The organism is Streptomyces sp. NPDC002779 (genome assembly GCF_042888685.1).
Taxonomy (GTDB): domain Bacteria; phylum Actinomycetota; class Actinomycetes; order Streptomycetales; family Streptomycetaceae; genus Streptomyces.
Map to the genome: position 1 here is coordinate 1 of NZ_JBIAQC010000031.1, position 21,999 is coordinate 21,999.

The 21,999-nt window shown below is 68.8% G+C and carries 26 protein-coding genes and 2 pseudogenes; 10 read left to right on the top strand and 18 right to left on the bottom strand.

The features are described 5' to 3' along the window. Positions 1-138 precede the first annotated feature (138 nt). On the top strand, positions 139-426 hold the full coding sequence (locus ACFYW5_RS35725) for a hypothetical protein (RefSeq protein WP_389421311.1): 288 nt from the start codon (positions 139-141) through the stop codon (positions 424-426). Positions 427-480: 54 nt separating this feature from the next. Here the strand turns inward: ACFYW5_RS35725 and ACFYW5_RS35730 are convergent. Beyond that, positions 481-628 (bottom strand): annotated as a pseudogene (locus tag ACFYW5_RS35730) (IS701 family transposase); the annotation flags it as partial. A 115-nt stretch (positions 629-743) separates the two neighbouring features. Here ACFYW5_RS35730 and ACFYW5_RS35735 point away from each other — a divergent pair. The 5 genes from ACFYW5_RS35735 to ACFYW5_RS35755 all read left to right on the top strand — a co-directional run bounded on the left by ACFYW5_RS35735 (position 744) and on the right by ACFYW5_RS35755 (position 4,866). Beyond that, positions 744-1,244, top strand: coding sequence for an SMI1/KNR4 family protein (locus tag ACFYW5_RS35735; protein ID WP_389421312.1), 501 nt, complete (start codon positions 744-746; stop codon positions 1,242-1,244). Between the two features lie 479 nt (positions 1,245-1,723). Continuing rightward, a complete protein-coding gene (locus ACFYW5_RS35740) occupies positions 1,724-1,918 on the top strand; it encodes a hypothetical protein (RefSeq protein WP_389421313.1) in 195 nt (64 codons plus the stop codon). Then, complete coding sequence (locus ACFYW5_RS35745) at positions 1,915-2,532, top strand: hypothetical protein (RefSeq protein ID WP_389421314.1); 618 nt, start codon at positions 1,915-1,917, stop codon at positions 2,530-2,532. Before ACFYW5_RS35740 ends, ACFYW5_RS35745 begins: the two co-directional genes overlap by 4 nt. Positions 2,533-3,245: 713 nt before the next feature. Continuing rightward, on the top strand, positions 3,246-4,538 hold the full coding sequence (locus tag ACFYW5_RS35750; protein WP_389421315.1) for a PIN-like domain-containing protein: 1,293 nt from the start codon (positions 3,246-3,248) through the stop codon (positions 4,536-4,538). A gap of 64 nt (positions 4,539-4,602) precedes the next feature. Then, positions 4,603-4,866: a hypothetical protein gene (locus ACFYW5_RS35755; RefSeq protein ID WP_389421316.1), complete on the top strand. Its 264-nt coding sequence runs from the start codon at positions 4,603-4,605 to the stop codon at positions 4,864-4,866. Positions 4,867-4,897: 31 nt separating this feature from the next. Here the strand turns inward: ACFYW5_RS35755 and ACFYW5_RS35760 are convergent, their stop codons facing one another. The 3 genes from ACFYW5_RS35760 to ACFYW5_RS35770 form a co-directional block, all read right to left on the bottom strand. Continuing rightward, complete coding sequence (locus tag ACFYW5_RS35760; RefSeq protein ID WP_389421317.1) at positions 4,898-5,125, bottom strand: hypothetical protein; 228 nt, start codon at positions 5,123-5,125, stop codon at positions 4,898-4,900. 521 nt (positions 5,126-5,646) lie between these two features. Continuing rightward, positions 5,647-6,339 carry an SMI1/KNR4 family protein gene (locus ACFYW5_RS35765; protein WP_389421318.1) on the bottom strand — a complete coding sequence of 231 codons (693 nt, stop codon included), beginning with the start codon at positions 6,337-6,339 and terminating at the stop codon, positions 5,647-5,649. Positions 6,340-6,434: 95 nt separating this feature from the next. Beyond that, complete coding sequence (locus ACFYW5_RS35770) at positions 6,435-6,827, bottom strand: hypothetical protein (RefSeq protein ID WP_389421319.1); 393 nt, start codon at positions 6,825-6,827, stop codon at positions 6,435-6,437. Between the two features lie 473 nt (positions 6,828-7,300). On the opposite strand from ACFYW5_RS35770, the gene ACFYW5_RS35775 reads away from it, so the two are divergent. Beyond that, positions 7,301-7,567, top strand: coding sequence for a hypothetical protein (locus ACFYW5_RS35775; protein ID WP_389421320.1), 267 nt, complete (start codon positions 7,301-7,303; stop codon positions 7,565-7,567). 8 nt (positions 7,568-7,575) lie between these two features. Continuing rightward, the gene (locus ACFYW5_RS35780; protein ID WP_389421321.1) at positions 7,576-7,944 is read left to right on the top strand and encodes a hypothetical protein; all 369 of its coding nucleotides are present in this window, start codon (positions 7,576-7,578) and stop codon (positions 7,942-7,944) included. Between the two features lie 340 nt (positions 7,945-8,284). Here ACFYW5_RS35780 and ACFYW5_RS35785 read toward each other — a convergent pair whose 3' ends face one another. Further along, positions 8,285-8,617, bottom strand: coding sequence for a hypothetical protein (locus tag ACFYW5_RS35785; protein ID WP_389421322.1), 333 nt, complete (start codon positions 8,615-8,617; stop codon positions 8,285-8,287). Positions 8,618-9,016: 399 nt separating this feature from the next. Here ACFYW5_RS35785 and ACFYW5_RS35790 point away from each other — a divergent pair, with 399 nt between their 5' ends. Then, positions 9,017-9,658 (top strand): phosphotransferase family protein, encoded by a 642-nt coding sequence (locus ACFYW5_RS35790; protein WP_389421340.1) that lies wholly within the window; start codon positions 9,017-9,019, stop codon positions 9,656-9,658. On the opposite strand, the gene ACFYW5_RS35795 is transcribed toward ACFYW5_RS35790, so the two are convergent. The 8 genes and pseudogenes from ACFYW5_RS35795 to ACFYW5_RS35830 all read right to left on the bottom strand — a co-directional run bounded on the left by ACFYW5_RS35795 (position 9,619) and on the right by ACFYW5_RS35830 (position 14,680). Then, positions 9,619-9,816, bottom strand: coding sequence for a hypothetical protein (locus ACFYW5_RS35795; protein WP_389421323.1), 198 nt, complete (start codon positions 9,814-9,816; stop codon positions 9,619-9,621). The genes ACFYW5_RS35790 and ACFYW5_RS35795 overlap by 40 nt on opposite strands. A 288-nt stretch (positions 9,817-10,104) precedes the next feature. Next, positions 10,105-10,659, bottom strand: coding sequence for a peptide deformylase (locus tag ACFYW5_RS35800; protein WP_389421324.1), 555 nt, complete (start codon positions 10,657-10,659; stop codon positions 10,105-10,107). A gap of 85 nt (positions 10,660-10,744) precedes the next feature. Beyond that, positions 10,745-11,284 carry a GNAT family N-acetyltransferase gene (locus tag ACFYW5_RS35805; RefSeq protein WP_389421325.1) on the bottom strand — a complete coding sequence of 180 codons (540 nt, stop codon included), beginning with the start codon at positions 11,282-11,284 and terminating at the stop codon, positions 10,745-10,747. Further along, positions 11,281-11,998 (bottom strand): annotated as a pseudogene (locus tag ACFYW5_RS35810) (XRE family transcriptional regulator); the annotation flags it as partial. The gene ACFYW5_RS35805 and the pseudogene ACFYW5_RS35810, both read right to left, overlap by 4 nt. A gap of 407 nt (positions 11,999-12,405) precedes the next feature. Further along, complete coding sequence (locus ACFYW5_RS35815) at positions 12,406-12,780, bottom strand: hypothetical protein (protein WP_389421326.1); 375 nt, start codon at positions 12,778-12,780, stop codon at positions 12,406-12,408. Between the two features lie 59 nt (positions 12,781-12,839). Further along, positions 12,840-13,676, bottom strand: coding sequence for a protein kinase (locus tag ACFYW5_RS35820; protein ID WP_389421341.1), 837 nt, complete (start codon positions 13,674-13,676; stop codon positions 12,840-12,842). 72 nt (positions 13,677-13,748) lie between these two features. After that, positions 13,749-14,192 carry a glycine-rich domain-containing protein gene (locus ACFYW5_RS35825; protein ID WP_389421327.1) on the bottom strand — a complete coding sequence of 148 codons (444 nt, stop codon included), beginning with the start codon at positions 14,190-14,192 and terminating at the stop codon, positions 13,749-13,751. Positions 14,193-14,437: 245 nt separating this feature from the next. Further along, on the bottom strand, positions 14,438-14,680 hold the full coding sequence (locus ACFYW5_RS35830) for a hypothetical protein (RefSeq protein ID WP_389421328.1): 243 nt from the start codon (positions 14,678-14,680) through the stop codon (positions 14,438-14,440). Positions 14,681-14,794: 114 nt separating this feature from the next. On the opposite strand from ACFYW5_RS35830, the gene ACFYW5_RS35835 reads away from it, so the two are divergent. Further along, positions 14,795-16,135, top strand: a complete 1,341-nt coding sequence (locus tag ACFYW5_RS35835) for a hypothetical protein (protein WP_389421329.1) — start codon at positions 14,795-14,797, stop codon at positions 16,133-16,135. Here the strand turns inward: ACFYW5_RS35835 and ACFYW5_RS35840 are convergent. The 5 genes from ACFYW5_RS35840 to ACFYW5_RS35860 form a co-directional block, all read right to left on the bottom strand. Continuing rightward, on the bottom strand, positions 16,113-16,646 hold the full coding sequence (locus tag ACFYW5_RS35840) for an NUDIX hydrolase (protein ID WP_389421330.1): 534 nt from the start codon (positions 16,644-16,646) through the stop codon (positions 16,113-16,115). The two genes, ACFYW5_RS35835 and ACFYW5_RS35840, sit on opposite strands and share 23 nt — an antisense overlap. A gap of 1,250 nt (positions 16,647-17,896) precedes the next feature. Further along, positions 17,897-18,307 (bottom strand): hypothetical protein, encoded by a 411-nt coding sequence (locus ACFYW5_RS35845; protein WP_389421331.1) that lies wholly within the window; start codon positions 18,305-18,307, stop codon positions 17,897-17,899. Continuing rightward, positions 18,304-18,990, bottom strand: coding sequence for a hypothetical protein (locus tag ACFYW5_RS35850; RefSeq protein WP_389421332.1), 687 nt, complete (start codon positions 18,988-18,990; stop codon positions 18,304-18,306). Before ACFYW5_RS35850 ends, ACFYW5_RS35845 begins: the two co-directional genes overlap by 4 nt. A gap of 71 nt (positions 18,991-19,061) precedes the next feature. Next, a complete protein-coding gene (locus ACFYW5_RS35855) occupies positions 19,062-21,092 on the bottom strand; it encodes a hypothetical protein (protein ID WP_389421333.1) in 2,031 nt (676 codons plus the stop codon). Next, positions 21,089-21,907 (bottom strand): hypothetical protein, encoded by an 819-nt coding sequence (locus ACFYW5_RS35860; RefSeq protein WP_389421334.1) that lies wholly within the window; start codon positions 21,905-21,907, stop codon positions 21,089-21,091. The genes ACFYW5_RS35855 and ACFYW5_RS35860 overlap by 4 nt, the downstream gene beginning before the upstream one ends. Between the last annotated feature and the right edge of the window lie 92 nt (positions 21,908-21,999).

A 21,999-nucleotide genomic window follows, 5' to 3' on the forward strand; every position in this document is an offset into this window, starting at 1 on the left:
AAGATCCTCGGCTGGAAGACACCGGCCGAGGTCTTCGAGGAGCAGCTACGCTCACTACAACAGCCCGGTGTTGCAACGACCGGTTGAACTCGCCCGATCATCTACTCTGCCGTTCAACCGTTCCTCATCGATGACAACGTGATGGTGCGCGACGCGGCCCTCGTCGCCGCTATCCCCCTCACCGAGCACCACGCCCTCATCCGGCATCGGAATGAGCTGGCTTGCCACGCCCACCGCCTGCTCAGCACCAGCACAGACCGATACAAGCGCGACCGCGCACTGGACGCGCTGAACGCCTGGGGTCACGACACCAGCACCCTGGAAAACGCGAACGACGTAGCAGCCCGAGAAGCCCGTAGGGCCGATCGCGATTTGTGGTGGGAGCGCAACGGGACAGGTGACTGCGCCGAAGACCCGCCGTTCTGACACAGAGACGCACAGCCCTCTAACCATTAGTACTCCAGCTGTAGAACGTGATCTTCATGTCTGGGTCGCGGCTTGTCTGCGGTAGTGGCTGGCTCGGGCTTGGTGGCGGCGTCGCCAATCGCACCAGCGAAGCCGGTGCGCCGCATCGCGCAGGGGCCGCAAGCATCGTGAACAGTCGCTGAATCTCGTTGCTCTGCTGTGGCCCGCGGCCACCGTCTCATCGACAGTCCACACAACCTTCGAGGATCAACGGCGACCGCAATCAGTTGCCTCGGGCAGCCCGGGCAATGTCGGTGGCAGCTGCTACGAATGTCGGCATGACCGACGACGAGATCATCCACAGCATCCGAAAGCAGAATGCGGCTGGCGAGCTGCCGCCGCCTGCGCCGCCCGAGGCCGTGGCCGAGCTTGAGGCCGCGGTGGGGCATCCGATGCCACGGCTCCTCAAGCGGATCTATCTCGAAGTCGCCGACGGTGGGTTCGGCCGCTGGGGCGAGGCTTTGTCCGTCACGGATATGACCTACAGCTTCAGCGACAGTCGTCGGTTGCTGGAGGAGTACTTGGGCTGGCGCGGAACCCCCCACCACCCGCCGTCTGTCGTACCGCTCCTGACGTGGGGCTGTGCGATCTGGTCCCTCGTCGACTACAGCACCCCAGAAGGCCGCATGTGGGGTTGGGATCCCAACGCCCGATGCCCCGAGCACGGTCACGCTCTGTTTCCTGAAGACCTCATACTGGCCGAACGGCTCTGCGGGTGGCTGGACGAGCGCGACGACTTTCCGAAGGCACCCGCTGGTCCGTACTGCCCAGATTGCTGAAACTGCGGCACTGCAGTGCGGCTGCACCCCAGTGGGGACTCTGCCAGGCATCCATGAGCGACTTACAGGTCAGCTGGAGCGACCAGCGCCACGAGCCGGATCCCGATCTACAGCTGGAGTATTAGCCGTTACTCAACGTATGTGCACGGAAAGTGAGCCAGAGCCCAAACTCGTGAACACAGCCAGGGCCCACACGGCCGTCGCCGCGCGAAGTACAGCGATGGCCGGTTCCGCGAAGCCGTTCGGCTTTACGGGGGAGAGGTGGCTGGCCTCTCCATACCGGCCATCGTGCGGCGTCTGGCCCGCCGGGAGTTCGTCGATCCCTTCAACCAGAGGCCGCGTCTCTTACGGTATCCCGCCTGTGACGCGGGTGGGCGCTTGTGTCAGGAGGGTGAGGAGCGGCGGGATGCCAGGTCCTCGATGCGGGAGCGTTTCCAGCGCTGCTGGAGGGGGCGGCCGGCGCTGCCAGGATCAGAACGGTGGGAGGCAGAGCCGCCGACAGCGTCTGCGAGAAGAACGGCGTCGTACCGGTCGAGATCGCCAGTGCTATCTCCGAGGAACTGGTCCATGTCCGGACTGACTTCGACGTCAGGTTCTCCTCAGCGGTGAGAACGGCGTTCGACATGCTGGTCACCGAGTACGGGGATGGTGTGCGGAGCCCGAGGACTGGGTGAACCGCGTCGACTCACCCGAGGCGACGCTCGCCGCGCCCACAGAGTCACCGTACGAACGGGCGGTCAGGGAAGCGGCGGAGAAGGCCGCGAAGGTGGGTGCCGGGAGACTGCGCGAGTGGCTCAAAACGGTCGCGGACAGCAGGGAGCGGGCAGCCGATGTCGCGAAGTGGCTCAACAAGACCCGGGCGGGCCAGAGGGTGCTCGACGCCAGCGGGAAGATCACCGACGGCGTGGGCAGGTTCAAGCCGTGGGGCAAGATCAAGGCGGCCGAGAAGGTCGCCGACACGGCCGGAAAGGTGCAGTGGGCGCTCGCGATCATGGGCCCGTTGACGGACCTGAAGAGCATCGCGCAGGACCAGAGCAAGCGGATGGCGATCAGCAAGCGCCGACAGGCACTCCGGGATCACTTCGCCGACATGGCGCTGAGACAGCGCACGGGCCTGGCTGACGCCGGTGAGCAGCACCTGAGCGAGTGGTTCGCCGAGGTGGAACGCTCACTGCGCGATCTCACGCACCCGGGCGCGCAGATCAGCGCAGCACGGGAAACAGCGCTGAAGGGGATCAAGAACCTCCGCGACGAGGCCGAGAAGCTTGCCAGGTCAGCCGCCGACTAACCCGGCGGGTGCCCCATGTCCCGGCGGTGAGCGTGACCCGTCACCACCAGACCCGCCCGGGACGGACGTCGCATACATCGACGACTTTCGCACGCCCTGGTACTCCCAAGGAGTTCCTCCGACCGCACCACCTACAACTCGTCGGGCATCCTCCGCCCAGCTCCACCGACTCCACGGTTTGCTGGGAGAAGCGCACCAGCTTTGCGAACGCGGCCCTGCTGTACCCCGCATGCTCGCGCAGCGCCTGCTGGCCGGCACCCCAGGTCCCCAGACTGTCCGAGGGTCAGGCTCATGACCCAACTCACCGCCGGCCAGCTCCCCGTCGCCGCCGTCGACCATGATGTCGATGCCGCCCGTCATCCGCGGCATCTTCCGTTCTGTACAGGCAACACCCACTGCCCGCCGCCCCACGCCCGGACCCTCGACGGCACTCAGCGTGACGGAACACCCCGCGTACCGTCCACAGAATGATGGTCGGCTCGCTGGCCGACCGCTGGGGCACCGGACCGCATCGCCGGCCGGCACGACCCTTCGGGTCGAGGTGAGCCACCGGTCCAGCTGACACGGACGCTCGCCCAGGCCAACAGTTCGGCGAGTTCCCCGTTCGCTCCCGGTGGTCGTCTTCTACGCGCTACGGTCCCACAGACGAACGCGAGGGGACGCGACGTACGGAACGCCCCTCGGACGCGGCATCCGGCGACGACGGGGGCACAGTGGCAGAGGACGCGACGGCCGGGGCGGACAATCGAGGCCTCTTCGACGACTTCGGCGCCTTCCGCACCCCGACCACAGACGACTTCACCTCCGTGCTGACCCACGGTCTGGTCGCCCCCGACGCCAACGTCCTGCTCAACCTCTACCGCTACACCGAGCAGGCGCGCGGCGACCTGCTGCGCGCGCTCGGCGCCGTGGAGGACCGGCTGTGGGTGCCTCACCAGGTGCTCGTGGAGTTCTGGCGCAACCGTGAGAGCACCCTCAGCGACGCACGCTCCTCCGGCGCGCAGGCTGCCGAGGACATGGCCGGGCACGCGGCCCAGGCGGAGCGCACCCTGCGCACCTGGGCCAATCGCGTGGTCCTGCCGGAGGGGGAGACCGACCGTCTGCGCAGCCAGTTGGAGGAGGTCTTCGACGACGTTCAGGACGCGATCGTCAAAGTCGGCGAGGGTGAGTGGCAGAGCATCACCCACGACACGAGCACCGACCCGGTCATCGCGGAACTGGAGCGTGCGCTCGACGGCCGGGTCGGTGCTCCACTGAGCCCGCAGGACCACGACAAGGCCGTCGCGGAGGGCATGCGTCGCGTCGATAAGCGGCTGCCTCCGGGCTACATGGACAAGACGAAGGAAGGTGTAGGAGCAGCCGCCGACTATCTCGTGTGGGAGCAGATTCTCCGGGAGGCCGGCCGCCGCCAGTGCGACGTGCTGTTCCTGACGGCGGACGTCAAAGAGGACTGGTGGCGCAAGGAGCAGGGCTTCAACCGCGGCCCCCGGCCGGAACTGACCGAGGAGCTCAGGACCCGAGGCGGCGGGCGGCTCTTCATGCTTACACCCAAGCGGTTCCTGGAGGTCGCCGCGCCGATCCTGGAATTCGGTCTGCGGGAGGGGTCCGTCGAGGACATCGAACGCGTCGAACGGATCGGGACCGACGACGGGGCTTACGGTGGCTGGACGACCGACGCCCTCCAGGAACTCTTCGACCGGCTGACCTACGAGAACTACGAGGACAGGGTCGCCGTCATCAAGTACGCCGCCAAGATGGACGGTGTCGCGGACGCCAAGAGCGTCTACGACATCTGTCACTATCCCGAGGGCCGCTCCCTCAGAGGCTTCACCAAACCGGTCACCCGCATCACCGGCCTGCTACGCAACCTGGGCAAGATCCCTGAGTCGGCCGTCCAGGTCCTGAAGGCCGAATACGACGCGGGCCCCGGCCCGGCGTCCGGCTTCTCCGTCCACTCGCTCCTCGTGCCGCTCGTCAACGAACTGGGAGACGAGGACGAAGCGTGACCGACCACGGGGCATCGTACGGCGCGTAAGCGGGCGGCGATGCGGCGTTGCTACTCTCCGCGCCATGCCTCATGCAGCAGCGCGGGAGATGCGCTCTCCGATTCTGTCGATCCACCCGTACGTACCGGCCGTTGAGCAGCAGGGCGATGTGACCTGCTCGATGGCGTCGCGCGGCGAGTGCGAGCACAAGCTCGTCGCGGAGGTACGCCCCGAGTTCAGCGACGGCACCACTCCCCGCTGGCGGGTGTGCGGCAAGTGGCTGACCAGCCACCCGTCAGCCATCGCCCACATCACCAGGAACGGCTTTCAGGAACCCGCCATCCCTTGACGGGGCGGTGCTGAAACCCCTGCGGTGCCGACTACACAGGCCGATACACGGCCTGGTTCGGGTCCGGCCTCACGATCAGACCATCGGCGGCGAGGTCACGCAGGTTGCGGCGGGCTTCCTTGCCCGCGGCTTCGTCGTTCGCCGGCCGGTACCCGGCTACTCGCAGGGCCAGTACGGCCCGCGCAGTGTCCCAGGTGCCTCCCAACGCCTGGATCACCGCGGCGAGCGACTGCTTGTGCGTCAGCGGCTCTTCTGTCATCTCACCCTCCCTCTTGAAGACCGCCACAGCATGACACGTGGCGGCAGCGCTCCTACCGGCCAGACCGGCTCGGTGTCGGGGTGCGGACTGCTCCTTTTCACGGCTCTGACCACCGCCTGGGGCCGCAGAGCGGCACCCGGCCTACGGGCGGACTGCCTGGGACGGCCGAGTATGTGATCCGGCCGGAGTCCAGGCAACGGCTGCAGCACTATCGCCCCCCCGGCGAAGAACGAGGGCCCGCTGCCGGCGCCAGCCTGCTCGAGCGGCTGGTTCGCGGCCTACGCGGGCTCGGCAGATTTCACCGCGAGTCCCGCTCGATCTGGTGCGCATGCGGTGCGTCCGACACGCACCGCTTGGCAGACTGCGTGTTTCATGGTCATTGTGCGGGGAGAGGCGAACTGGCGGATTTGTGCACGAGAACGGGCTGTGGTCCAGCTTTTGTGGACTGGTGGGTCACCATCGGATGTGGGGGGCGGTGGGGTGAGGGAACGGCTGGATGATCATGAGGTGTCGTGCATTGCTCAGGAGTGGCCGGGGTGTTCCTGGGCCGGTGGGATGACATTGAGTTGCCGCTCGGTGCGTTCCAGCCAGCTGAGATACCAGTTCGCGAAGTCGTGCCCGGACGGTTTGATCCCTTGGTCCGCCGGCCTCAGGTCCTCCCAGATGGCACCGCGGTGGGGGCCTGTCATCACGAGCAGTGATGCGTAGCCGCATCCCTGTTCGCTGAGGAAGACTGCGCCTGCCTCCTGAGCGTGGCTCAGTTCCTCGTAGCGGGCGTCCCAGGTCGCGTACGCCCGGCGGAACGCGTTGTCGGCCGCAAAGGCGTCCTCCTTGGGCTCACGCGTGTCGAGCGAGTCGAGCTCGTTTTGAAGCGTCTCGGCTGCGAAGGGCCGTCCGGCGAACTGGGCGGTGGTCGGTTGCGCGGGGTAGGCAAGCCCGATGCCGCGCCATTGCCACCCGCTGTCACCCGCGACCGGCGTCATCAGACCGTAGTCGGGGCCGGCACCTCCGCCTGCGACACAGAGCAGAAAGCTCCGATAGTGCACTGGCAGGACGGCACCCAAGTCCGCCTCCAGCGCTCGCAGTTGTTCCTCCTGCAGGACCGGACCGAGCCGGAAGCCATGGCCTCGCACCCCGAAAATCTTGCCTGCTGCGGGGTGTTCGGCCAGCCGGAGCACCCGCTTCCTCACTCCCGCCCATATGTCCTCAGTCATGCACCCACGTTAGTGGGACGCGAAGCACACCATCTGTGGGGAGCCGGGGGCGATCACGTCCGTCAGGAGCGGCCTGTGCAGCTGCGGCATGTCCGTCACGCGGCTGCCCGGGTGCGGGAGGCGAGTTGGGGGAAGGCGTCTTCCCGGACGGTGCGCACGGGGCGGCCGGTGAGGGTGCGCAGTACTGGCCACAGTTGCAGGAGCAGGTCCTCATTGAGGTAGCGGGGCAGGTCGTCGTGCAGGCCCTCGTGCAGGACGGTGCGGTACAGGCCCATGCGCTGGCGCGGCTTACCCAGGTCGTAGGAGGTCATCCCGGACCAGGCCATGTGCAGGGGCAGTTCCACGACACCCTGGGTCGGCCCCCGCAGCTCGTCCAGCGACTTCGGCAGACGCCGCCGGAACTTCTCCTTGTGCAGCGCGAGGTCCTCGGCGTCCGCGCCTGAGACGTCCCGCGGCGCGGGTGCGGGGTGCTGTGAGCTGGAGGGCATGACTCCATGATGGCGGCAGGAGGCATTGCGAGGGTCATGATGGGCGAGCTGGCGTCCGGAGCGAGCGGGGGTGGATACCCGGATGGGCTGGTTGCCGCAGTCTGCGGACACCGACCCTGAACGCCCTCCTCGACCTGGCAGAACTCGTCGTCCGGCCAGAAACACCCTGATCGCCAGGCCGTGGAGGAGACACGGGAGGCAGCATGCGGAACGGGCTCATACGGAACGGAACTGGTGGGATTTTCCCTTTTCGGGGGGGGTGCCTGCGCTCGCGCACGCGCTGGTTTCGACCCGAGGCAGGACCAGGCCCAGGAATCGGAAGGGCTTGCCCTCTCACCGGCCTGGCAAGCAAGCTGCGTACGTGCTCCTCGGCGCCCTGCCGGGGAGCCGGGCAGGAACACGAGGGGAGTGGGGCAGGTTACGGGTACGTACCCGTATCCTGGTGAGCGAGGTGGACGGAAAGGGGCGGCAGCATGTCGGATGCCAACGTACGGATTCCCGAAGAGGCCAAGGACCGGCTGGCCGCCATAGCGGCGGAGGAGGGTTTGTCCCTGCGCGCTTACCTGGCGCGTCTGGCCCAGACGCTGCTCACCCCCAAGGAGCGGGCGGAGCGGGCCGAGCGGGCGCGAGCGGCGCTGCAGGAGTGGAGCGGTTACGCTCCCACGCCTGCCGAGCAGCACGACCTGGACGCGGAGCTGGATCGGCGTCTGGCACAGGCGACGCAGGTGGCCGGACGGTGAGCGATGCCATGCACATCGTCTTGGATGAGACGGCGATGGCGGCGGCGGGGAAGGGCAATCTGCTCGCGTCCCGGCTGATCCACCGCGCCCACACCGAGACGGACTGGTTCCTGTACGTCCCGGCGTGCGCGCTGGTGGAGGCGGACCGCGCCCGGCCGGGAACGGCCGAACACATTGCGGCGCTGCCCGGCGCCACCATCGTCGAACTGGACCTACCTGCCGCCCTGGCGGTGGCCCGCCAGGAGACGTGGGCACAGGCTCACACCGAGTACGCCGCGCAGCCCACGGCGGACCGGCCTGAGGGCGCGATCGTCGCGACCACCGAGCCGGGACGCTGGCACGGCCGGCCGGTACGGGTGCTGGACCTCAACCCCTGACGCCACGGGGCTGCAGGCCGGCGGCCGGTTCTTGCCCGGAGTGCGGGAACACGGTGTCGGGGGGGGGGGGGGGGGGGGGGGGGGCGGCGCCGCCCGGCCCCGCCCCCCGGGGGGGGGGGGGGGGGGGGGGGGGGTTGGGGCGGGGGGGGGGGCCCGGGGGGGGGGGGGGGGGGGGGGCCCCCGCCCCCCCCCCGACACCGTGGACGCTCGGTGGGGGGCGATCAGGGGTCCTGATTTCGGAGGGGCCGGTGGCGGGCGAGGCGCTGCGCTGGCGAGCGGCCGCGGTGACGGTGGTCTGGCGCCGTTTTCCTGCGGGGCTGGCCGCGGCTGCCTTCTTCGTTCACCTTCGCGTCCGGTGCGGGCAGTTCGGGGATGCGCCTCTGGTAGAGGGCGCTGGAGAAGGAACTGGGCTTGCGTAGCCGAGCAGTGCAGCGACTTCAGGCGTACCGAGCAGCTCGTCGGGGTCGCCGTCCGCCGACACCTCAGGCCGCTTGGCCGCCGGGGCGGAGCTGCGCCGGCCCTTGCCGGGGCGGCTGGCGACCCAGGCCACGATCGTGCCGCGGCGCCAGCGGGGGCCGTCGATGTCCTCGTCGGGCTCAGGGAAGTAGCCGGGCCGGTCGCGGACGTAGGCGTCGATGGTCGAGGTGCGGGTGTAGCTGAGAAGCTGGGCCACCTCCCGCTTGGTCAGCAGCTCGTTGAACAGCTTCTGGGCGGGGCATCCTGAGCGGCATGGACTTCCATCCGGTTGTGCGTGCCTCGGAGGCGTTCCAGCAGTCATTGACGGCGGAGGAGATCGAACAGGTCTGCCGACGGGCCTTCGGCGGCGACGCCACGGTTGTGTCCGGTTTCAAGCTGGGCACGGGGATGTACAACAACGTCTACCGCGTCACCCTGGCCGGTCAGGCCCGGCCGGTGATCCTGCGGGTCGCGCCGGAAGAGGGCCGCCAGTTCCGCAGTGAGCGTCACCTGATGCGCAACGAGTTCGCGAGTCTGCCGTGGCTGGCGGTGATCGCGCCGCTGGCCGCGGGTGCTCGCCGCGGACTGGTCGCACGAGGTGATCGGCCGGGACTGGATGATCCAGACCCACCTGGACGGCATCGCGGCCCCGGAGCACCTGGGAACGTATCCGCGTACCGCGTGGCCGGTGTTCTTCCGGCAGATGGGCGCTATCGCCCGCTCTGTGCACGACGTGCGCGGTCCGCGCTTTGGGCCCGTCAGCGGCCCGGGGTACGCCACCTGGAGTGAGGCGGTGATCGCGTCGCTTCAGGAGATCGCTGCCGACCTGGAGGGCGTCGGCCTGGACGCGGCCGATGTGCGGAAGGTCGCGGCGGTGGCCGCGCACGAGAGCGCCGTGTTCGACGAGGTCACCGAACCGAGGCTGCTGACCGGGGATCTGTGGACCGTCAACGCCCTGATGGACCCGGCGGCCCCCGAGCCGGTGATCACCGGCGTGCTGGACTTCGACCGCACCTGGTTTGGTGATCCGGCGGCTGACTGGACCATCCGCATGGCGACGGCCAAGGCGGACGAGCGCGAAACGTTCTGGGAGTCCTACGGAGTGCTGGACCGCTCGCCCGCCGCAGTGTGGCGGGCGCGGGTGTACGAGGCCCGGCACTTGGGCGCGATCCGCCTGGAGCGCCACCGGCTGGCCAAGGCGGACGCGGTCCGCGAGAGCTACGGCGCGATGGCCGACGTGCTCGCCGGTCTGACCTGACCGGGCCCGTTGGGGTGCGGCTCGACGTGGATGCGGATCTGCCGCAGGAGCGTGTCGGCCCGCTCCTCGACCTCGGCGGCGTCCGGGCCGGTGACCACGAACCACCCCAGCCGGTGGCCGTTGGCGTCCGGCTCGTGGACAGGGCCGCCGATGGCCACCCGCCGGCGGACGAACGGTCGCGCTCGACCCGATCCCGGTGGCGTTCGAGAAACCCGTGGATGTCGCGGGCTATCTTGCCCCTCGTGGAGCCAGAGGAAGGACGCCAGAAGGTCCTCTTGGCCGGCGCGGGTAATGCACGTGCCCGTGGCCTTGCGCAGGAGTTTGTTGGTGAAGCGCGGGGACGACGGAGCCATTTCGGTCGATGATCACCGGCGGAGGTTACACAGCGCCACTGACAACCCGCGATGGCTGTCTGTGCGTGATACGCGCAGGCCACATGCGTTGGTCTACTCGTAGACCCAGGCCCGGCCGGTCTGGCGGTACTCCTCCACGGGGATCGGGTCGACGCCGGTCCTGATGCGGGCGGTGTACAGCAGCCCGTCGAGGTGGTCGATCTCGTGGTGGATGAGGCGGGCGAGGCCGCGCGCGTACACGGTGGTCGCGGTCTCGCCGGTCAGGGCCGTGGTCTCGACGGTGATCTTCAGGGGGCGGGGGACGAGGCCGCGGACGTCGAAGAAGCTCAGGCAGCCCTCGTACTGCTCGTCCACATCGTCGCAGCGGTCGGTGATCCGCGGGTTGAGCAGGATGACCGCCGGGGCGTCACCGGGCGGCTGGACGACGGCCGCAGCGCGGCCGATGCCGATCTGCGGGGCGGCGATGCCCATGCCTTTGGCGAAGGGGTGGACCTGGCCGATCCGCTCCATCGCGGCGAAAAGCGCGTCGGTGATGCGCTCGGCCTCGTCGTGCTCGGCGGGCAGGGTGAGCGCGCGTGCCGGTTCGGCGAGAATGCCGGCGCCGTGCTGGACGACTCCGAGATCCCGCATCCGCTGGCTGGGCCGCACGCCAATCACCTGAAGTCCCCTTGATCCGTGTCGTATTCGGGGGTCAGGCGTACGGCAGGCGGGCTTCAACGCCTGACCCTGGTGGTCAGCGGGTGGGGCGGATCATCACTGTGAGAAGTGGTGAGGCCGGGGACGGCTGGCTGCGCCCGATGTCCTTGTATCCCCATGTCCTGTAGAGGTCGTGGACTTTTCCGTTGCCGGCTGCCTTGTTGACCATGAGGGTCACGTACTTTTCGTCTCGGGTGAGGAGCAGCGCGTCGTGGATGCGGCGCGCGGTGCCGGTGCCGCGCCAGGCCGGACGCACGCCGATCTCCTTCAGGGCAACGGCGGGTTGCGAGGTGTATTGGTCGTCCGGCGTTGGAGTGGTGCGCTGCCAGTACCGGTCGCCGTGCTTGATTCGGTTGGCGTAGGCGTAGCCGATCGGCTGCTTGCCGGCGTAGGCGAGGATGGTGATGAATCCGGGCTCGGCACTGTGGCGGTCCAGGCGCTCGCCGAAGGCGGTCACCTGGTAGTTCGGCAGGTGGAGTAGGGGCGCCCGCACCTCGGCGTACACGTCGAGCAGGTCGCCGCGCGCTGTGTCGAGGTTGGTGAACTGCCGGAGTTCGATGGCGGGGGCCGTGGTCATGCGCTGGTCCTCCATGCGGCTGTGTGCTCGGTCCAGGTCTGCACTGCGGGGCTGCCGGGCGCCTTGGCGCGCAGTGCGGCCCCGAGCTCTTGCAGCATGCGGGATACGCGGGCGTGTTGGGTAGCGGCTGAAGCCGGGACCTTCATCGCCGTTGCGGTGGCGGCTTCGGCCTCGCCTTGAGCGAGCTGGGCGTGGGCCAGCCGGGTTGTAGTGATCGCCCTGGAACAGACCATGTATGGCCGCAGGTTGGCGAGGCAGCGGTGCGCGTGGAATTCTGCCTGGGGGTAGTTGCCGAGCGACAGGTAGGCCGACAGGGCCAGAGAGTCCAGTTCGGCCTGATCGTAGAAGGCGAGTAGCCACACGGGCCGGTGTGCGTCGGGGTCGGCGCGGAGCATGGCGTCCTGGGCCTGGTCGTAGGCCCTGCGGGTGCCGTTGCGGTCCTGGGCGGCACCGTGAATGGCGGTCTGTCGGGCCAGGCCGAGAGAGGCGAAGAGCGGGTCGCGTCGGGTGATGTGCAGGCTGCGGGCGACGTCGTTGGCGGCGAGGGCGTCGGCCGGGCGGCCCATGTGCCGGTACATGGCCCCCGCGTGGCTCCAGATGCGGAACTTGATGGCCTGATCGCCGGACATCTCTGCGAGTGCCTGGGCATTCGCGCATGTGGGCCTTCGCGTCGTCGTAGCGGCGTCCGTCGATCGCCGCCCACATCGCTGAGGCGAGGCATCGGGACTCCCAGCCTCAGTTGTGGCTGCCCCCGAGTGAGCACCCTGTCGGGATCTGGACGACCGAACTCTGAGGCGGTGGCTGGCGGCCGTAGAGCGGGACGGGGCTACGGCCCGGGCACCGGGGGAGCGGGCCGTCTATCCCGGGCGGTTCACGGTTACTGATGAGGTCCGGGCTCTGCTGGGGCTGTGGAATGCCAACGTTGCGGCGGTGCACCGTGAGCTGACCGCTCGCCCGACCAGGGGCGAGGGGGATCCGCGCCCGTCGAATCCGACGTTGCACCGGGCGATCCGCCGTGATCTGTCGCCGGGGGAGCGGGCGGGTGGTGAGCGGGCGGCGCGCCGGCATCATGTGTTCCTGGCGAGGCTGCGGGGGTGGCGTAGTCAGGTGTGGGAGACGGATCACGTGCAGGCGCCGGTGCTGGTCGGCCACACCGGCACGATCGACGGACCGGCGTCGACGAGCACGTCCAGAAGGACTTGGCGGCGCTGCCCGTACGGACGCGGGAGCAGGTCAGGCAAGCCCGCCGCAGGATGGGCCAGGACGTCGAACGCCACGTACGTCGCGGGGTGCTGGGCGGCGAGGTTCCGTGCCCGGCGCGGCTTGGATAGCGTGCGGGACTGTGCTGCCTCGAAACCGATCCGCGCGTTGCCGTCGGGGTCGGTGAGGGACGCCACCGCCTTGCCGTCCAGGGGCATGCCGGGCGGCAGACGCATGGCGGCCACGGTCAGATCCATCCGGAGCGCGGTGACGTCGCGGCCGGAATCCGACTGCAACCGGACACTTTCCTCGGTCCGCCACAGCACGAGCAACGCCCGGTGCACGTGCTTCGGGGTCAGCTCAGGGCTTTGCTCACTTCGTAGATCGTCGGCCGGTCCTCGGGTGCGTGGCTGAGCATGGCTTCGATCAGTTCGCCCAGTTCACCGGGGGCCTTTACGGGGCGGCGACGACCACTCGCCACGGCTTTTCTCTGCACGGGTCGAGGAGCGTCGTCCGGGTATGCGACCGCTCGCCAGCCGGTGGCGGAGATGAGCAGGGATGCGCCGAGGGCGTAGATATCGGCTTCCGGTGTCGGCTCGGCCTCGCCGGTGGCGAGCACGCTGCGGGCGATCTCGGGTGCTTCGTAGTGGACCAGGCAGCCGCGGAACGGGAAGTCGTATGCCTCGGGCACGCTTTTGCCACGGGCGAGGGCGAGGTCGATCAGGTGCGTCCGTTCGGGCCCGATGATGAAGTGGGCGGGCTGCACGTCTCCGTGGGCCCAGCCCTTCGCGTGCAGTTCCGCCAGTGCCTCGACACACCCCAGGGCAACATCCGTGTGGGGCGCGATGGGCGAGTCCGGTCCACGGCAGGGCTCCCACAGCCGGTACAGGTCCGGGCCTTCGTGCCACGGCTGGAAGTTCCAGGTACCGCGCTCCCACTCGCCGTAGGCGATCTCGTCGAGGCCGAGACGATGCAGTACGACACCCTCGCGCGCCGGCGCGAGCGCGGTCCAGGGCTGGGCGGCCCAGTCGGCCGTGGCCTCGATCGGGTGGCCGAGCTTCACGGCGTAGTGACCCCGTGGGCTCTCCACCTCCCAGACCGTGGAGCCCCGGCGGTTGATGACCAGGTGGTGAGCCGTGGGCATGAGCGCGTCGAGCACCACGATCGGCAGTTCAGGTGTTGGACCGGACAACATCTCTTCTCCTTCCGGTCGCACGCGACCGGCCACGGGGCGTGGCCGGTCGCGTCGCTGTGGGGGGCTGGGTCAATTCTGACCGTAGGGCCGGCCGCAGTCCGAGTCGCACTGCGCGAGGTTCGTGCCGTCCACGGTCCACAGGTCGTCGAAGACCATGAAACCGGCCGCCTTCATAGCGTGAGCCGAGGCCGCGACCCGCTCAGGGTCACGCGCCCCGCCGCCCGGCTTCGGGTTGTGGTGAAGGAACCGCCCCGCGTACTGCTTGCACAGCTGGGCGTACTCCTTCGTGTGCAGGATGAGCGCGTGGAGGCCGAGGTCCACGTCATCCGACGGGACCATGGGGATCGTCGCAGTGGCCGCCGTGACCACGAACGCGAGCGCCTGGTCCGCGATCCGCTCGGCACGCTCGGGCGACTGTTCGTTGTGGGTGATCACGAAGTGGGCGAGGCTTTGGAACAGGTCCTCACCCGCCACCGCGCGGCCGGTCTTCTGATCGTTCGCTGTTGCCGTCATCTGCAATCTCCTGGTGTGAGGTGGTGCAGGGCGCTTACCTGCCGCCCTGATCGCCGGGCACGGCTCGAAGGCGATCGGGAGCGGGTTGGAGGCCGGCCCCGAACGGGGACGGGGGAGCCGTAACGGCACCCGTCCGGGGCAGCCGGTCTACTGACCGAGGCCGAGGGCTATACCGATCACCAAGCCGCATGAACCGCTGATGCAGATGATGAACAGGACCCCGGCGTACCGACCGACGGCGCGCATCACAGCCCGCCCCGGCTGTTGCTGTTCCTGTCAGCCAGCCGAACGCTCAGCTCCTCCCGCGCGCTGAGGGATGCCACGTCGTTGCGCATGACGTCCCACTCCCTGCCGCCATGGACCGGCCGCATCTGCACACGGCCGCCGACCTCGCCCATGACGACGCCGATACGTCCGGTAGCACGGTCCTTTGCCAGCCCGCCGATGCCTGGTCTGGTCTGCTGATTGCTCGCCATGCAGAGGAGCATCGCGATCAGAGGACCCCTGCCAAAAGGCCAGGCTGATTACCCAACTTGGGTAATATCGCGGCTAGTAGAGAATCCACGACGTTGCGTAGCCCTCGCAGTGTGGGAGCTGGCCCGATGCCCGACGCCGACCGGCCTCAGGAATTACCTGCCCGGCTGCTGACCGACCCCGAGATGATCCATGCGTGCCGGGTGCGGGACTTCGCGAAAGTCTTCCGGCTGGTGAAGACCCGAGCGGGCATCTACCCGTCGATGATCGCCAGGCGATGCGACCTGACCCCGAGTCGGGTCGGCGAAGTAATCGCAGGACAACGCCAGTTGCTCCACATGGACGTGATCGAGCGCATCTCGGACGGCTTGCGCATCCCAGGAGACATGCTCGGGCTTGCCCGCCGTCCCTGGGAAACGCCGCAGGCTCTCACGGCGACCGAGCGCGCGGCGCCGCAAGTGGCAGAGCCCGAGGATCGCTCACTCGCGTCCTTGCCGGGCCCGGACGTCGACAGCATCTTGGCGTTGGCCACGCGCACCAATCTCAGCGCGGCCACCCTGGAAGCGTTCCGCTCCTCCATCAAGGACTACTGGCGACGGGATGACCAACACGGCGGCGAGGCACTGAGGCCGGCCGTCGTCGGCCAGCTCCGCTATGTGGTCGGGCTGCTGAAGGAGAGCCGCCCGCCGTCCATCCAGCACGGCCTGTACGGGATCGCGGCCGAGCTGGCACGCCTCACCGGCTGGACCTACTTCGACGCCCGCCAGTACAGCCAGGCCCGCGCCTACTTCACCGAGGCTCTGCAACTGGCCAAGGAGATCGACGACCGCCATTTCATGGCCAACGTTCTGGCCTGTATGAGCCTGCAGGCGACCTACCAGGACAAGCCCGCGGATTCACTGGCGCTCGTGACCGCCGCCCAGGACCAGGCCCGCTCGGCTTTCGGAACGACGCCGCGAGTCCTGTCGATGCTCTCCATGCGGGAGGCATTCGCCCATGCCACGCTCGGCAGCCGTACGGCGACGCACCAGGCCATCGGGGAAGCGCACCGCCACTTCGAGCAGATCCAGGCGAGCGACCCGGACCCGTCATGGGTGACCTACTTCGACGAGCTGAAGCTCATAGTGGACACGGGCATCGCCCACGGTCGTCTGGGCGAGGCGGCGACGGCTGAACCATTGATCGCGGACGCGCTGCGTCGAGAGGCTCGCACCAATCAGCGGGGCCGGGCGTTTCACGCCTTCTGGCTGGCCCGTACACAGCTTGACCAAGGGAAAGTCGACCAGGCATGCAGCACCGCCACGCAGGCCCTGGAGTCTGCATCGGTGGTGGCGTCAGAGCGGGTGTCGGGCCATCTCAGGGAGTTCTACGACCAGTTGGCCCCACACAGGCAGGAGCCCGCAACCCTGGCCTTCGAGGCACGGCTACGGGCAGTCCTCCCGCCGGTCAGCGGATCGCTTCATCCATGAGCACGTAGAGGAGGCCGACGAGGGTTCCGCTGCTGACGATCTCGCGGCGGTCGATCATCGCGCGTACTTCGCTGAGCGGGATCCACTCGATGCGGTCCGACTCGTTCATCTCGATGGGCGGTCCCACGTGGGTCGCGCCGTCCGCGCGGAAGACGTGGTGCTGAGAGTCGGTGATGCCATTGGCCGGCTCGGCGTAGATCAGGGGCTTGATGGGGCCAGGCCGCCAACCGGTCTCTTCCAACACTTCGCGGGCCGCCGCCTCTTCGGGCGATTCGCCCTCCTCGACCAGACCCATGGGCAACTCCCAGGCCCACGAGTCCGTGATGAAGCGGTGGCGCCACATCATCAGCACCTCTTGCCGGTCGTTGACGACCGCGGCCACGGCCAGGTGCCGCAGGCGAACGACGTGGTACTCCCACCTGCGCCCATCGGGCTGCTGGACGTCGACCAGACACAGGTTCACCCACTTGTTCGTGTAGACCTGCCGCTCACCGTGGGTCTTCCACTCCATGCCTTCGGCCCCTCTCGATCGGACTCCAGGATCTCAGACCGCACCGGAAGAGGGCGCTAGTTCGACGCTTTTCGCGTCATGCTGACGAGATGCCCCGTGAGCCGGGGTGAAGCGGCCGAACGCCAGGAGGAGTCGCGGCCTCCGGAACACCCCCGCGTCGGCGGGGAGGACGCTTCCTGACGACCTTGGCTGCTACAGCGGCATCTCCTCGGACGTCCCGGCCGATGGTGACCGAATAGATCCGGGGCCGGAGAGGAAAGAGGCGGGACCGAAAGCGCCACCGTACCCGTCGGCGGGTGCACACGGCGACGGCGAGCGTGGTCTTGCCGAATCCTCCTGCTCCCCACAGGGATGTGGTGATGCCTACGGCGCGCCCGCTGCGGCACACCGCGGCGGCGGCCGAGCGGGTCTGCGCACGGTCGATGAACCATTCCGGGACGGAAACGGGAGGGGGTGGCGGCGGGTCGTTTAGGGCTGCTGGTGGGCGTAGTTGCATCCACGCCGTCACGCCGGCTGCCGTGATGGCCAATGGCCCGAAGACGGCGAGCGATAGCCATGGGTGCTGCCTGAGTTCATCCAGCAGCCAGGGCCAGCGTGACGTCGCCGTGGCTGCGTTCCCCGCCAAGGCCAGAACAATCGCCAGCGCAATGCCCACGCTGGCAAGCGTCACCACTGCCGCCACCCATACACGCATCCGCACGCGCCCATCCCCGCCCTCTTGAATTCCTGCCCCTGAACCCTAGTGATCGGGTGTTGACGGCCAGCGGATATTCCCCACTTACGGCCAGCGCGCAGACACGTCTGACGGGGTCCTGTAACTGAGTCAGGGGCGGGCCGTGCCTACGCAATCCCCCTCCGGCATGGCAGTCGCGAGGGGTCACGGACACGGTGCGGCCGGGTGGGCGGTGAGTGCAGCACGTTGCCGCCACCTGCGTAGATGGCGACGTGGTCGAAGGCATCAAGGCCCAGGCCGCGCAGCTGATGGCGCTGGTCAAGCAGCTCACCGGCAGTGAGGGCGGCGAGCCGGGAGAGACCCCGTCCGACGAGGAGGACGCGGTTACGGAAGGGGGAGGGACGGACTCTCGGTCGGGTGATGCTGTCGGGTCAGCGGAAGCCTGTCCTCGATCGTTTCTCGCTTCCCAGTCATGGGTGCACTATCCCCATACCGTATGGAGGGCGTCGGTGGCCGTCGCTTCGAAGGGGGCCGCTCGTCTGCCGTGTTGGTCGGCGCATGCATGTACAGAGGATTGCTAGGACTGCTTGCGGGTTTGCGACCAGGAGGGTGGCGTGGTGCTGTTGGGTTTGGGAGGGATCGGTGGGCGGCCCCAGTCCAGGACGTGGAGGCCTGCGCTTTGGATGAGGCCGGCGTCGAGCTGGAGGAGCTGGATGGGGGAGTGCCCGTGTCTGCGCAGCCATTTGAGGCGGCGTTGCTGTTCGGCTTTGTTCAGTGTGGGCCATTGATCGTGGTGGATGCCGGGGGCAGCGCCGGGGTTCTCACGGGCCCAGGCGCGTACGAGGGGGGTTTCGTCCGGTGTGCTGTGCAGGGTGATCAGGGCCCAGGCGGTGTTGTACGTCAGCGTGGGCCCGTGTCGGGCCATGAGGCGGCGGGTGCGTAGCTGGCGCACGGGGGCCAGGAGCCAGCGTGCGGTGTGGAGTCTCATGCCGATGTGCTCCCGGGATCTTGAGGGCGGTGGTGGCGGGCAGCGGCGGTGGCCAGGTGGTGGTGGCCGAGGACTGTGAGCGTCTGGACGAGGGCCTGGACGAAGACTTCGCGCTGCTGCGGGGTGTGCAGGGTGGTGACGAGGTTGTCCGTGAAACGCCGGATGTCACCGCGCAGGTTGTTGTGCTGCGCCGCTTGCGGCGTAGGCAGCCCTTTCAGTGCTTGGGCCAGGTTGTCGAGGTCGTTGAAGCGGTCGGGGAACTGGGCCATCCACCACACGCGGCGTAGGTCCGGGTCGGCGAGCACCTGCTGCAGCTGGGCCAGGCGGTGCAGCTCCTCGCCGTGTTCGAGGTCTGCTGCTTGCTGCCGGCGGGCATGTTCCTCGGCCAGGGCGCGGTCCGCTGCCGCGGCGCTCAGTTCGGCTTTGCCGCTGACCTCCAGTCCGGGCATGGGGCAACCGCTGCGTGTCAAGGATGAGTTGATGGCGTCGTGGGCCGCTGCGAGATCCAGAACGGAGTGCCGGCACAGGATTTCCGTGGCCTGCCGGCGCAGGTGCTCACGCGCCGGCATCGCTAGGTCGCCCTGGCCCGTGTCACCGGGATGCGTCCACTGCCAGCTCCCGGTGATGCGGACGGTGAAGTACACACTGCCGATGCGGCTTGCCATCCGCTCGTTGCTCAGCATGAGCGAATGAGCCGTGCCCGCCCCTGCCACATCCGTGGGCCGAACCGGTCTGCTGCGCCGGCGCAGCCAACTCACGCGGTCACGGCGGCGCCGTCACCGCCGGACCGCGCCAGGGCGCTGGGGCCGATAGGGGAGGCCACTTCGGAGATTAGCTGGGCGAACAGCCGTGCGCGCCGGGCCCGTCCCAGGTCGGAGCTGTCGGGCGAGCCCACCAGCAGGCCGGAGGGGCCTTCCTGGCCCACATAGCCGCGCAGCACCTGCGCCGCCAGGGGCAGGACCTGGTCGTCCTGGAGCTTGGGCGAGTCCAGCCAGGCCGCCAGGTGCCGGTACGCCGCCTGCGCTGCCGTGGGCTCCAGAAGGGTCGCGTGCCAGCCGCGGACGAACAGGTGACCGGCCAGCGCATTGGGAGCGTCGACGACCTCACCGGTGCTCTTCCGGTTCGCGGGCAGCGGCAGGAGGACGTCGCTGGTGATGTCGGTCAGGGCCAGGAATGTGCCCGCTCCGGCCTTTCGGATGGTGCTGTCGCTGGATTCTGCCCATTCCACGATCTCCGACAGCACCAGGTCGCGTTGCTCGGGAGCGCTTGCCAGGGTGCGCACCGCGTTGGCGACGGCGCCGCGGGCCTGGTCGTCATCGCGGGAGGCCAGCAGCCGCAGCCGGGTCAGGGCGACCCGGGGATACCGCCGGCCCAGCTCGCCCGCGCAGACCGCGGCGACCGCGGCGATCAACTGTTCGCTGGTCGACTTCTGCTGGGCCCAGTCGTACAGCTGCTTGCGTACGGCGACGCCGGCGACCGGGTGCAGCGCCATGGTCTCCAGGATATGAGTGGCCAGCTCACGGTGCGCCATACGGTCGGTCTCGATCCACCGCTTGGCCACGGACAGCACGGTCGCGCCGCCCGGCAGCAAGGACAGAGGCACCAGACAGTCGGCTATGCGCTGCAGATGACGAACGGCGATCTTGTTGGGTGCGCTGATCTGGGAAGCCCACTCCAGCAGCACGGGCCGCAGCTGAGGCCGTTGCCGCCAAACATACTTCAGCGCAGCCGCGGACAGCCCGCGTTGCTTCTCCTCCAGGGAGATGCCCTCGTCATCCGTGTAGGAGGCGTCGATCGCGTCCAGCCGCCTGTCCAGGTCACGGCCGGACAGTGCACCGCCCTGCGGCAGCTCACCACCGACTTGCGTGAACAGATGGTCCGCGGCTCCCAGTACGACGGCGGCCGGAGCTCCATCCAGCAGGGCGGCCGCGATCAGCAGCGCGCGCTCCTGCAGGTCTTCAGGCGCGCAGTGCCGCTCGAACCAGGTTTCCAGATGCTTCTGCCAGTCGGTGAACTGCTTGCCGACTGCGCTTTGGCCGTCGTCCTTGGCCTCCGCGATGAGCCGGGCCAGCCGGGCGCCGTCGGATGCCGGTGCCCCGGGGGCGAGCAGGTCATTGAGCGGATCCTGCGTCAGCCAGTCCGTCCGGCCGGTAGCGAGGTGGTGCAGATGGGCCTCGGCGACCTTTGCGGCCGGGGGGCGCGCGAGGTGCACGGTCGGCACGGTCGCGAGGGTCCTGGGGTTCCAGCCGTTCGGATCGGCCAGGATGACCAGAACGGCGTCAGCGGCCTGTGCCTGCTTCTGGTAGTCGGCAAGACCGGTGTAGAAGTCCTCCGACAGGTCGCGGTAGTCCGTCAGGTCCAGGATGCAGGCGTGCCCCTCGACGTGGGGGATCTGCTCGATGCGCGGCCGGTCCCAGTCCAGGACCAGCCAGCCGATCTGCTTCCTGGGCACCCCCGCCTTGCGCAGCGCATGCAGCGCGGCGGTGCGCCGTCCCGTGCCGGACTCCCCGCACAGCACCAGGACGTGGTTCTTGCCGTAGGAGCGGCTGAGCATACTGACGGCCTGCGCTACCTGGCCGGATCCCTGCGGCCCGGGCGAATCGACGAACGCGTGCTCCGCGAGATCCAGTTCCCCGTCGTCGACACAGACGTAGCGCAGGTACTGCCAGCCCCGGACGTACTGGTGGTAGTGCTCTTCATAGTCGCCGGCGACCTGCGTCACCTGCGCCTGTCCGGACGCTTCGCTCTGCTGCAGCACCGCCGCGGTGCCCTCGGCGTCGGTCATGACTGCTCCCGGCTGGGGATGTAATCGCGTCCGACCTGGATCAGCCGGGCCTTGCCGCTGGCCTTGCCCTTCTGGCGTACGGCGCCGCTGCTCTCGTTCGCGGTGGTGCCCTTTGCACTGCGCTCAGCGGGCTGGCTGGCACGGCCGTCGGGTACGGCGCCGCTGTCCTGCGTGAGGTAGGGAACGAGCACCGAGGGGACCAGCCCGGGGACGAAGAGCCAGCAGGTCTGCTCGAAGCCAAGCTTGCCCTCGACGCGGGCGGTGGCCCGCTGGAAGTGCTGCTCCCTGAGAGCCGGCGTGCGGCCCGCGGCGACCGTGCGGCCAAACACGGTGTCCGACACCACGCAAGCCAGCAGCACTTTGTGGTCGACTGCGGCGCTCATGGCCCGGCGGGCCGCGTCGCTGTCGACCAGCCGGCAGGCGTCGTTGGCCGCGTCCCCCCGGTGCTCCGGCGGCGCCAGAGGACCGACGTGCACGCTGGCCCGCAACCGGATCGTCGGTGTGCTGGCCAGCCGGGTCTGCTCGCGCCGCTCAAGTGCCTGACCGAGGTGGACGAGGAGAGGGTCGACCAGCCGTGCCGCGTGCCGGGCTGGCAACACGAAGATGGCACCGTCCCCACGATCCTTGACGCTGCCGAGCAGCGTCGCGTCGCCGATCCCGCACTGAGCGAGCACCGTCGTCAGCATGCTGTCCAGATCGGCCCGCGCGGGCGCCATTATCGCCTCGGGGAGCTTGCTGTACTCCTTCATGTCGACGGTCAACAGAGCATGCTCCGGCGGCACATCGGTGACGTCGGGCGGGACGAGAGAGGGCATGAGGCAGCAACCTTTCCATCGAGTCGGGGAACTACCGAGTGGGTGTGCTGCCTCATGCTGGACGCGCCCGGGCACCGGCGGTGCCCAGTGCT